At 64.9% G+C, this 10,721-nt stretch carries 7 protein-coding genes and 2 CRISPR repeat arrays; all 7 genes read right to left on the bottom strand.

The features are described from left to right. Window positions 1-50 precede the first annotated feature (50 nt). A CRISPR array of direct repeats spans window positions 51-745; the repeat unit is 37 nt; unit sequence GTTGCGATCCTCGGTCACCCCGGAGGGCGACCGCTGC. 130 nt (window positions 746-875) lie between these two features. The 7 genes from cas2 to cas3 are packed head-to-tail and all read right to left on the bottom strand — an operon-like array spanning window position 876 to window position 8,369. Beyond that, entirely contained in the window at window positions 876-1,166 is a 291-nt protein-coding gene (gene cas2 / locus ACZ6R6_RS02295; protein ID WP_470089479.1) for a CRISPR-associated endonuclease Cas2, read from the bottom strand. Beyond that, complete coding sequence (cas1c, locus tag ACZ6R6_RS02290) at window positions 1,166-2,194, bottom strand: type I-C CRISPR-associated endonuclease Cas1c (RefSeq protein ID WP_470089478.1); 1,029 nt, start codon at window positions 2,192-2,194, stop codon at window positions 1,166-1,168. The genes cas2 and cas1c overlap by 1 nt, the downstream gene beginning before the upstream one ends. After that, window positions 2,187-2,858, bottom strand: coding sequence for a CRISPR-associated protein Cas4 (gene cas4 / locus ACZ6R6_RS02285; RefSeq protein WP_470089477.1), 672 nt, complete (start codon window positions 2,856-2,858; stop codon window positions 2,187-2,189). The genes cas1c and cas4 overlap by 8 nt, the downstream gene beginning before the upstream one ends. Continuing rightward, window positions 2,855-3,721: a type I-C CRISPR-associated protein Cas7/Csd2 gene (gene cas7c, locus ACZ6R6_RS02280; RefSeq protein ID WP_470089476.1), complete on the bottom strand. Its 867-nt coding sequence runs from the start codon at window positions 3,719-3,721 to the stop codon at window positions 2,855-2,857. The genes cas4 and cas7c overlap by 4 nt, the downstream gene beginning before the upstream one ends. Before the next feature lie 49 nt (window positions 3,722-3,770). Further along, window positions 3,771-5,501, bottom strand: a complete 1,731-nt coding sequence (gene cas8c / locus ACZ6R6_RS02275; protein WP_470089474.1) for a type I-C CRISPR-associated protein Cas8c/Csd1 — start codon at window positions 5,499-5,501, stop codon at window positions 3,771-3,773. 4 nt (window positions 5,502-5,505) lie between these two features. Further along, window positions 5,506-6,156 carry a type I-C CRISPR-associated protein Cas5c gene (cas5c, locus tag ACZ6R6_RS02270; protein WP_470089473.1) on the bottom strand — a complete coding sequence of 217 codons (651 nt, stop codon included), beginning with the start codon at window positions 6,154-6,156 and terminating at the stop codon, window positions 5,506-5,508. Window positions 6,157-6,194: 38 nt separating this feature from the next. After that, the gene (cas3, locus tag ACZ6R6_RS02265; protein ID WP_470089472.1) at window positions 6,195-8,369 is read right to left on the bottom strand and encodes a CRISPR-associated helicase Cas3'; all 2,175 of its coding nucleotides are present in this window, start codon (window positions 8,367-8,369) and stop codon (window positions 6,195-6,197) included. A gap of 204 nt (window positions 8,370-8,573) precedes the next feature. Further along, window positions 8,574-10,660: a CRISPR direct-repeat array (repeat unit 37 nt; unit sequence GTTGCGATCCTCGGTCACCCCGAAGGGCGACCGCCAC). Between the last annotated feature and the right edge of the window lie 61 nt (window positions 10,661-10,721).

The raw sequence follows: 10,721 nt of genomic DNA, 5'->3' as shown, positions 1-10,721 counted from the left end.
GAGGGCGACCGCTGCGCCCGACCCGCACCCCCCGGCGCACGCCCAACGCTGTTGCGATCCTCGGTCACCCCGGAGGGCGACCGCTGCTCGCCCAACGTCCGACGCGGCGCCAAGTGGTATGAGCCGTTGCGATCCTCGGTCACCCCGGAGGGCGACCGCTGCTAGAGCCCGATATCGCCATGGCTCAGGGGCGCGAGGTTGCGATCCTCGGTCACCCCGGAGGGCGACCGCTGCCCAGGATGACACAGCGCGGACAGTGGCCGGCAGGGGCGTTGCGATCCTCGGTCACCCCGGAGGGCGACCGCTGCGCGCCGAAGACCGCGGGCATCTTCCGAGCCCTGTCGTTGCGATCCTCGGTCACCCCGGAGGGCGACCGCTGCCGCGCGCCGGGCGCGGGCCGCCCTTGACCCCTATAAGTTGCGATCCTCGGTCACCCCGGAGGGCGACCGCTGCCCCTCGGCCTACGCGTCGCCCTCATCCCCCTTGAAGTTGCGATCCTCGGTCACCCCGGAGGGCGACCGCTGCGATACTCCTTCGCCTGAAACGCGCCGTGCTTGGTGTTGCGATCCTCGGTCACCCCGGAGGGCGACCGCTGCATCAAGCTTCCGCCGTTCGTTGAATGGGACAAGTTGTTGCGATCCTCGGTCACCCCGGAGGGCGACCGCTGCCCGGCCGCCGGTCGAACGCCGGCGGCCGGCCCGGGGGGTTGTTGCGATCCTCGGTCACCCCGGAGGGCGACCGCTGCGCATCTGATCAGGCAATACGCCCTCACTGTACCGTTTACAAGAAATCTTCGATTTCCTTATCAAGGAACATATGGGGTGATACCTCATTCGGAACCTCTGGCGTGTCGCGTGAGCACTCCAGGTTCCGAACTACAGAATAAGTGGATCATGGTGCGGTACCGGCTCGGCGCAGCCGAGCCGGCACACGGTGGTAAATCCATTGGCAGGCAGCCGGTACACACGAACCGAGTCGTCATCTGCATCCACGATGCGGGTTGCCCCGTCAAGTAAGGTCAACAGTTCCGCATCGGTACAGGTGATCTCGAACACTGACTTTTGTACTCGATGTCCGTATCCCTCGCATAGCTTGGCCATCTGACGCAGACGGCGTCGGCCTTCTGGGGTGGCGGTCGCCACGTCGTAGGTCAACAGCAGTTGCATCAGCCGACCGTCCAGGGAACGTAGGAGGGGAGCTCTCCGCGGATATAGCGGGCGAGAAGACGTGCCTGAACAACGGGTAGAAGCGAGGCGGAGACTTTTCGGCCCAGGAGTCGGTGGGGCCATTCCTTTGTCTTCCATCCTTGCCATTCAGTGAGAACGAGGCGTCGCCCGTCTTCAGTCAGTTGCACAGCCCCGCCGGGAAGAGTCTCAAAGTGCTCTTTGCGAAGCTGTCGCCGGTTGAGGAGGCTGAGGGCGAGTCGGTCAGCGAGGATGGGCCGGAACTCCTCCATCAGGTCCAGGGCGAGTGCGGGTTTGCCTGGACGCAGGCCATGTAGAAACCCCAGATAGGGATCGAGGCCCACCTGTTCGGTCGCCCCGTGGACGAGAGCCCGGGTCAGGCCGTATAGGAACGACAGTAGGGCGTTTACAGGGTCGGTAGGCGGACGCCGGATGCGACTTGCGAACGGGGCGATGTCGGGTTGGGTGCGCATCATGCTGGCGAGGCCGTCGAAATAAAGACGGGCGGCCTGCCCTTCCAATCCCATGAGCTTATCGAGATCATCGGCTTCACGTGAACGTGCCAGAAGGTCTTCAAGGTCCTCAGCGAGAGCCCGCAAGGCCGTCTGTGATGAGCCGGTTGCGTCGCGGGCTCCGCGCAACAGCACCTGACGGGAGTTCTGGAGTTTGCCAGCGACGCAGCATCGAGCGATCTGCAGGCGTGTGTCCGGGACGGCGTGAGCGAGATGCTGGGCATGGCGAAGTAGGACGTTGCCGCGGGTGGGCCCGTCGACTCGGCCCAGAAAACGCCCAGATAGGCTCATCCACACCACGGATCGGCCGTCGTGGGCACAGCGAGTCAAAAGTTCCGCCGACAGCGCGACATGACCGTAGACAACGATACTGTCCAGACGCCGCAGAGGAAGGGTTCGTTTGGGGGCCTCGGGGATGACGACTTTAAGGCTGTCGTGGTCCAAGTGGAGGCTGGCGCCCTGAGTCTGGATGTAGAGGGTGTTGAGGAGTTCATTCATCCCAGGCTGCTTCTGGTTGGGGAAGGAACAGCATCGAGGCCGTACGGGTGAATGCCTGTGTGCGAGCCAGGACATGGGGCATGCACATGTCGCGCATTGAGCATCGTCGGCATCGTTGATCAGCCGGGGCGCCGGGAAGTGTCATGGCCGTAAGGATCTTTCTGACAGACTCGGCCAACGTGATGACGCGTTGCCGGATGGCAGCGTCAATAGTGACGGTGTGCCGCCGCCGATCCGCGCCGGAGTAAATGACGCCGTGCGGGACCGGCCGGCCGAACATCGCTTCCAGGCATATGGCTTGGCTGGCTACCTGGATGTCAGCGGGGCCACCGGGGGTGTAGGCGCCGGACTTGTGTTCGATCGGAACCACGGGGCCGTCATGGTGGATCTCCACGACGTCGCATACTCCGATCAGCGCGAGCTCGTCGTGCCACACGGGGAGGGCGCGCAAGGTGCGGATCGCGCCGCGGGTCTCATGGCCTGGCTCATGGACACGTTGGTGCATGAGCGTTCCGCGTATGGTGGCCGCGTCATCGGCGTAGCCGTCTTCAAGAAGGATCAGTCCGGCTTGACGGGGGCAGTATGCGTAGTGCTCCAGTGCCGAGAGAGTGACCTGGGGCCGCGGACCACTGGTGTCCGCGGCCCGCGGCGAGGAAGGATTCACCCGACCAGGCTGGCGAGCGTGACGCCGTCGGGCAGGTCGTTGCCAACGGTGATCTTGTAGTCATTGAAGGACCGCGGGGGCTTGGTCTCGTCGATCAGAACGGCCTCGATGCGGTCGAACAGTGTGTGGGCCGGTGCGCGGCCAAAAGCGTCATCGTGGCTAAAGACGTACAGGCCGCGCAAGGCCATCTCACCGCGGGTGGAAGCGCGGTCGTGCTCGAACATCAGGGTCAGAGCACGCCAGAAGGTTTCCAGGTCCTGGTTGTTCACTCCGGTACGGCCAGCCAGCGGGGCGCTGAAGTGGCCGTGTCCGAGGTAGAGCCCATAAGGGATCATGTGCTTGTTGCCCATCTCAGTCGACTCGCCCTTGTCGATGTCGTCCTGGCGGGTCTGAGTGATGCGGGTGATGCCGTGCTCCTGAGGAAGGACGGCGTGAATCGAGCGGGAGAACGTGAGCTGCAGAGGCCCCTGCACGCGCCCGCAGGGCTTAGTGCCGGTGCTCATGACCGCACCGAACATGCGCACGTCGTAGAAGGTCTGGCACATCCACTGCTGTGCTTCCGGCTCGGACTTGCGGCGTTGCTTGGGGTCCAGGTTTAGGGCGGCGTAGGCGCGTTCGTGCTGGGCGTTGAGTGCCACACCGGATTCGACGTAGATGTCATAGCCAGGCACGCCTTCATTGAGAAGTGCGACCATGTTGCGGATCTTTCGCTTGATCGCGACGTCGGTGACCAGTCCCTGCCCGGTTTCCGGATCGGTACGGGGCATGCCGCCGGCATCGGGATCGCCGTTGGGGTTGCCGTCGCGCACGTCAAACAGGAAGGCGAAGTCGTGCTTGCGTGCCGGGTCCAGGTGGGCAGACATCCTGAGGTTCCTTTCAGAGGACGATGGCGAATCAGTGGCCGGTCGAAGTTCAGGCCGGTGTCGCTACAGACGCCTTGTCGGCAGCGGCGGCGCGGGCTGCCGCTCGATCAGCGGCGCGCTGGTGGTGGTAACCGAGGACGAACCGGCCCTGGCCAGAGAGGTCCAGAGTCGCCGGGATCTCGGCGGTGAACTTGACCAGGACTTCGTCCAGGCGCTTGTCCAAGGCGACACTGGCCGCGCGCTTGGAGCCGCGCAGCCGCCGCAAGTGGCCGGTGGCGTTCTTGCGCAGCATCGTCAAGACGGCCAGGGGCCTGGCCATGGCGGCGCCGAAGAACTTGTCGGCGATGGTGGTGTTGATGTTGTCGAGCGCGGTGCGCTGAATGTTCTCCAGTACGGCGAACATGCGCCCGCTCAGGTAGGCGGGGTCAGTGCTGTCGGTGTTGAGGTGGTTCAACAGGATCTCCCTGAGAGCTGGGTTGGCACGCAGGAGCAGTACGCGTAGCAAAGCTGCGCGAATCAGGTCGACTCGGCCGTCAGCGCGGATGCGCTGAATGAGATGGGGCAGCAGGTGGGCGGGGAGCCTCGTGCCGTGCAGGGCTGCGGCCATGAGGTCACGTTCTGCAGAGTCAGGAGCGATGTCCTTGGTGTATCCCTGCTTGTCGTGACGGCCCAGGGCTATGGCCATTCGCCAGGCCGGGACATGTTGCGGGCCGTCGGCCCACAAGTCGGTCATGGCGTGATCATCGAACCATGCCTGTACGTTCTCACACAGCTTGATCAGAGGAACGTCGATCCAGTCGCGGATGACGACACGACTCTGATTGGCCGACAGGGTGACAGCGTAGAAGGCATTGTCATCGAGCCAGGGAGCTCGCTGGGCGGCGGGGAAGCGCACCTGTTCGATGATCGCGTTGATATCGCTGGGGTGAGCATCGCGGATGGCACCCAGAACAGAGATGGGTGCCGGTCGACGCAGCCACCAGGCCAGGACGCTGTCAGTGCCTCTATAGCGATGATGGGAGTCGGCCAGCAGTGCGTTCAGTGCTGCCATGGCCAATCCGCCGCAGGTATCACAGATCGGAGTGTTGGCCAGTTGGATGGTACCGCCACGGCCCTGTGCGGTCTTGTTGATCGAAATCAGCTGTGCATCACGGCCTCTGCCGTTGGCAACCGGGATGGCACCGGACTTGACCGGTTCGGGGATGGTGTCCAGCAAGGGACCTGGTTGCCCACATACCAAACAGATGCCGTGGCCGCTGGAAGAGCTCTTGCGCTCGCGGACGATCTGCCCCCAGGTGGTGACGGCGGAAGGTAGGTCATGCATCCAGCCGTGGTCGGTTCTGATCGCCACTACGTCGGTCGGCTTGGCCTCCTCGGGGATCATCACCTGAGAGAACGCGCCGCTTTCAAAGAAACGCACTACTGCCGCGGCCAACGGTTCATCCTTGGCCCAGCGATAGACCAGCTCAGCGAAGTCCGCGGTGCGCCGCTCAGCGTCTTTGACCTGTTTCTCGCTGTCGTCCTTCGGGACGGACAGGACGTACTGCAGGGTGTCGGTGAGCAGGAACGGTAGCGACCCAGTACCGGATCGTTGCACGTAAGGAGTGGCTCGCATGGCGCCGGCCTTGGCCTCCGTGCTGCTCAGATCGATCAGATGGTTACCCCGAGGCCGGCCTTGGGCATCCAGGTCGATGGCCCAGCGCACACTACGGTGCCGGTAGTACGGGGGCGGCAGGTCACGGCGGTCTCGAGCATGCATGGCCAGGCGTTCGATCAGCATGCTCTCACCGCCGTCCGCCGGTGCCGCCTGCTGCGCTCGTAGGCAGCTCAGCGCCCTCACGCGGCACTTGGAGGACGCCGTTTCTCAACTCGGCCTCGAACCAGCGATAGGTCTCGCCGGCCTTGTCGTAGACGATGCTGTGGAGCATCACGCCCAGCTTCTCGTTGCGTGGGATGGGTGCGCGGTCGGTCTGGGGGTGAAACGACGCGGAGAACTCGCGCACGCCCAGGAAGGGCTGGGAGAAGCATGCGCCGCGCTCTACCCTGCGGCGGAACTGATCACGGTATTTGGCGTCGGGGGCTGTTGCGTGCGGGCGCAGTCGCACCTGGGCGTGGATGCGGTAGGCGACATCGCGTAGGAAGACCATGTTGCGCTGGTCTCGGTCAACCTCGGCGTCGAAGCGAACAGAAGGATCGCTCATGGCCTCACGCACCCAGCTCAACGAGAGCATCGAGGAGACCTCATTACGGCGGATAGACGCCCATCGGATGGGTGTCAGCAAGTCGATTTGCGTGATGTAGTAGGAGAACTCCGGTTTCCAGAAGATCGCTTCTAGAACGCCCTTGGCGGCCGATGGGGTCATCATCGGATAGCTCAACCGCTCGGTCTTGAACTCCGGTCGGGTGAAACAGGCATAAGGGGCCTGTACTTCCACGACCAGAGGCGGGGATGGATGGTGAGCGCGACGGGTGGTCAAAACACCAGCTCCTGAGGATCGGGGGAAGTGATCTCGATGCCTCGCTGTGGGTGGTAGTCACCCAGCCACTCGACGAGGTCACCGATGACGGGCGCCGCAAGCCCTTCGTCAACCGCGCGTCGAGCGGCGCCCCGGGGCAGGGTCGCCAGGTATGGACGAAGCGCACGTAGCTGGGCGCCAGCCCCGGGATAGCCGTTGCGCAGGTGATCCAAGATGCGCTCCAACTGCTCGATGTCGCCGTACGGCACCACGACGGGAACGGTCCACTCGTCAATCATTCGGAAAAGCTCGGACACCCGCGGGAAATCATGCGCTTGGCGTTCCTTCTGGATCTCCTGGCCAGCCTGCTCGACGTTGTGGAAGTCGAACCGTGCACGGTAGTAGACCTCAAGAGCATCCAGGTCGTCTGGGGAGCAGTGAGGGCCGAAACGATCGCGTGTAGCCTCCAACGCCGCGCCATACAGCATTTGAGCGGCTTTGTTACCGTCTTCCGGATCGAAGACCACGACTCGTCCGAATGGGAGGCGACCACTGCGGTTGACTCGCCCGGCGGCCTGCTGCAGGGAGTCTGCAGGCGCGATCGCCCTAAAGCCGACTGAGAAGTCCAGATCTACGCCTGCCTCGACCAGTTGAGTGCTGATCACCGCAACCGGCTGACGAGCATCGAGGAGCCGTCTGACTCCCTCCAGAGTGTGTCGGCGATGCGCGGCCGCCATACGGGTGGACAGGTGCAACGCAGGGCGGCGGTTGTCGACAAGCTGATGCAGGCGGCTGGCGTCTTTGGTGGTGTTGACCACCGCCAAGACCTGCGGCTGTGCCGCTACTTCCTCGGCGATCTGTGCAAAGGTCGGCTTGGGGTCCAGCTGCCATTCATAACGCACCCGGTTCAGCGCCTTGTACAGCGGTTTCGGCTCTGCGATCACGTTGTATATCGGCGTCGTACGCAATGGGCTGAGCAGTTCGAATGGCGGCTGAGTGGCTGAAGCCAGCAACACCGTAGTGCCGAATCGTTCGGTCAACGTGCGCAGCGCCGAAACGATCGGGATCAGCAGCCGGTCCGGCAACGCTTGCACCTCATCCAGCACGATGACCGCCCCGGCCAGCCGGTGCACCCGCCGCATCGCTGCCGGCTTGTTGCTGAACAGCGACTCGAACAGACGGATCGTGGTCGTCACGACGAAAGGCGCGTCCCAGTTCTCCGCGGCTAAATGCGCCCAACGGCTCTTGGCGTCACCGCCGTCCAAATCGATCCCGCTGTGATGTTCCAGTACGATCGGCTCCTCGCCGTCCCGATCGAGGAGACGCCGGTAGACGTCGGCGTTCTGTTCAGTGATCGACATGAATGGCACTGCCACGATGACACGTCGCAGACCATGGACATGTGCGTGATGCACCGCGAAGCCACCCGCAGCAAGCGTCTTTCCTGATCCGGTCGGGCCAGGAAGCCGGTAGATACCCTGCGGCCCTTGCGCTGCGATGACGGCTTGCTGGTACACCTCTTGGCGCAATCCGTCGATCGGAGACGACTCTGCTTCGTCGAGCAACTGTGAGCGTCCGTGTTCGAAGCGGTCAACCAGATGAGCAGCGCTTACCGAGTGCAAGGGCCGAGCTGCGGCGGCGAAATGAGCTTCGGTGTCTAGAAAATCAGCATCGACGACCGTGCTGTACACCATGCGCACCAGCAAATCCAGTGCATACGGATCCATCTCAACCGCTTCCGCCAGCCATGTCGGCAACGCAACAGGGCCCGACAGATGGATCTCCGGAACGATCTCTCCCACCCGCTGGGTCGCCTCGGCAACAAGCGGATGATTATCGGCGAACCGCAGCTCCGACTGCAAACGTGCCCGGCTTGGCAGACCACCGTGATGTCCGAACACGATCGCCGCCATGATCCCTAGGCTCTGCTGATCCAACAGCCAGGCGCCCGCGTGTTTGTGCGGGATACCGACGCGACCGCCGTGACTCTCCGCTCGCATCAGGCCGCGCTGCCACTCGCACGAGCCCTTGCCCACGTCATGGACAAGACCGCAGTGAGCGGCCAGCGGTCCGGCATCGAAGATCTCGCCAAATGCACCTGCCCGCCACGCTGTGCCTCGAAGATGATCAGCAAGCTCATGGCGAAGCCCATCACCATCACGTGCACTATGCGCCCACAGATGCTCGGCCATCCCACTCCTTCATAGCGAAAACAGCGAGAGCCGCACTGTAGGAGACGCCACCGACATTTATCGCGGGATCGACATCCATAGTTACCGAACAGATTCGATTACCCTCAGCTATGCCAGCCGATGATTCATCCCTAATGAGAAGTTTAGTATTATGGTCATCCGTTATCACTGGAGGTGGTAGTCAATAAAGCTGTTAGTTGCACTGGTGCGCCCCTCGGTCACCCCGAAGGGCGACCGCCACCGCTCGGAGCGGCCGTGCCCGTAGACGTCGGCGGTGTCGTTGCGATCCTCGGTCACCCCGAAGGGCGACCGCCACCCGGCAGCGGCGCTTCACCCGCGTGGCCCTGGCCGCGTTGCGATCCTCGGTCACCCCGAAGGGCGACCGCCACCCGCCCGCCCAGGTGCCCTTGTGGCCGCGCGGGCAGAATGTTGCGATCCTCGGTCACCCCGAAGGGCGACCGCCACCCGGCGCCGGGGCGTTCTCGGAGGGGCTCTATCGGGGTTGCGATCCTTGGTCACCCCGAAGGGCGACCGCCACCCGGCGCCCGGGTTCGGCTGGGCAACGGCGCCGAAGGTGTTGCGATCCTCGGTCACCCCGAAGGGCGACCGCCACCGCACCTGGAGCGCGCCGGGCACGCCGTACTGGCCGTTGCGATCCTCGGTCACCCCGAAGGGCGACCGCCACGAGCCCCGCGGTCGGCGCCGTCACCGCACCCCTGTACGTTGCGATCCTCGGTCACCCCGAAGGGCGACCGCCACCTTCCTCACCAGCTGACGTACCTCAGGCGTCGTGTCGTTGCGATCCTCGGTCACCCCGAAGGGCGACCGCCACAGCACGTGCAGCCATTCACCCGTATCAGCGCCTACGGGTTGCGATCCTCGGTCACCCCGAAGGGCGACCGCCACGGCAAGAGCGGCGATGCCGCCGATTCCCATGGTCCAGTTGCGATCCTCGGTCACCCCGAAGGGCGACCGCCACCGGCGTGAACGGCAGCGTCCACGCGGCGCCCCAGTCGTTGCGATCCTCGGTCACCCCGAAGGGCGACCGCCACATTCGAGTCTGACCGGACAGGCGAGCAGTGGGCTGTTGCGATCCTCGGTCACCCCGAAGGGCGACCGCCACGTTCGCCATCCAGCACTCGCCCTCAGTGCCGTTGCTGTTGTGATCCTCGGTCACCCCGAAGGGCGACCGCCACCTTCGGGCGCCGTCTGCCCGGCCGCGCACCCGCCGAGTTGCGATCCTCGGTCACCCCGAAGGGCGACCGCCACAACGCAGGCCGCCCGCGAATGGGGCATCCCCGCAGGTTGCGATCCTCGGTCACCCCGAAGGGCGACCGCCACCTCCGGGCACTGGGCGCTGACGAGGAGCCGGCCGGTGGCGTTGCGATCCTCGGTCACCCCGAAGGGCGACCGCCACATGTGCCGGCCGGTACGTACGCCTTCCTCACCCTGTGGTTGCGATCCTCGGTCACCCCGAAGGGCGACCGCCACGCGATCCACTGCCGCCGGTCGGTCCGTGCGGAGGAGTTGCGATCCTCGGTCACCCCGAAGGGCGACCGCCACCCGCGGCTGACCCATTCCACTCACGGCCCCGAACGGTTGCGATCCTCGGTCACCCCGAAGGGCGACCGCCACCCGCTGTACCTCGGGCACCCGGCCGGCCAGCCCGGCGGTTGCGATCCTCGGTCACCCCGAAGGGCGACCGCCACCGAGCCTGCGGCCGAAGAGCCGGGTGAGGCCCAGTGTTGCGATCCTCGGTCACCCCGAAGGGCGACCGCCACCGCGCGGCGGGCTGGTGAGACAGGGACCGGTGTGCCCGTTGCGATCCTCGGTCACCCCGAAGGGCGACCGCCACCCTCCGGGCGGTCTGGGACAAGGCCGTCGCGGAGGTTGCGATCCTCGGTCACCCCGAAGGGCGACCGCCACCGTAGGATCGCCCGGTACCTGCGCAATCCCGGGGAGGTTGCGATCCTCGGTCACCCCGAAGGGCGACCGCCACTAGTGCTCAACGAGACTGACGCCTCGATTGGCGAGGTTGCGATCCTCGGTCACCCCGAAGGGCGACCGCCACAGCGTTGCTCTGGCGTTCTCGACCAAGGATGTCCTCGCCGTTGCGATCCTCGGTCACCCCGAAGGGCGACCGCCACTTGAGCAGGCCGAGCGCCTGGCGGCCATCCGAGCAGTTGCGATCCTCGGTCACCCCGAAGGGCGACCGCCACTCCTCGGGGATGCCCTCGGCGGCGGCCCACTCCTTGTTGCGATCCTCGGTCACCCCGAAGGGCGACCGCCACCCGCGTCGAGGATGGCCTGCTGGCCGGGATCAGGGATGTTGCGATCCTCGGTCACCCCGTA

The organism is Streptosporangium sp. NPDC048886, from assembly GCF_055586905.1.
This window is presented reverse-complemented; position numbering and strand designations above follow the sequence as displayed.

Coding starts and splice junctions, on each gene's coding strand:
- cas3 (WP_470089472.1), bottom strand. CDS start 8,369: ATGGCCGAGCATCTGTGGGCGCATAGTGCACGTGATGGTGATGGGCTT.
- cas7c (WP_470089476.1), bottom strand. CDS start 3,721: ATGTCTGCCCACCTGGACCCGGCACGCAAGCACGACTTCGCCTTCCTG.
- cas2 (WP_470089479.1), bottom strand. CDS start 1,166: ATGCAACTGCTGTTGACCTACGACGTGGCGACCGCCACCCCAGAAGGC.
- cas8c (WP_470089474.1), bottom strand. CDS start 5,501: ATGCTGATCGAACGCCTGGCCATGCATGCTCGAGACCGCCGTGACCTG.
- cas1c (WP_470089478.1), bottom strand. CDS start 2,194: ATGAATGAACTCCTCAACACCCTCTACATCCAGACTCAGGGCGCCAGC.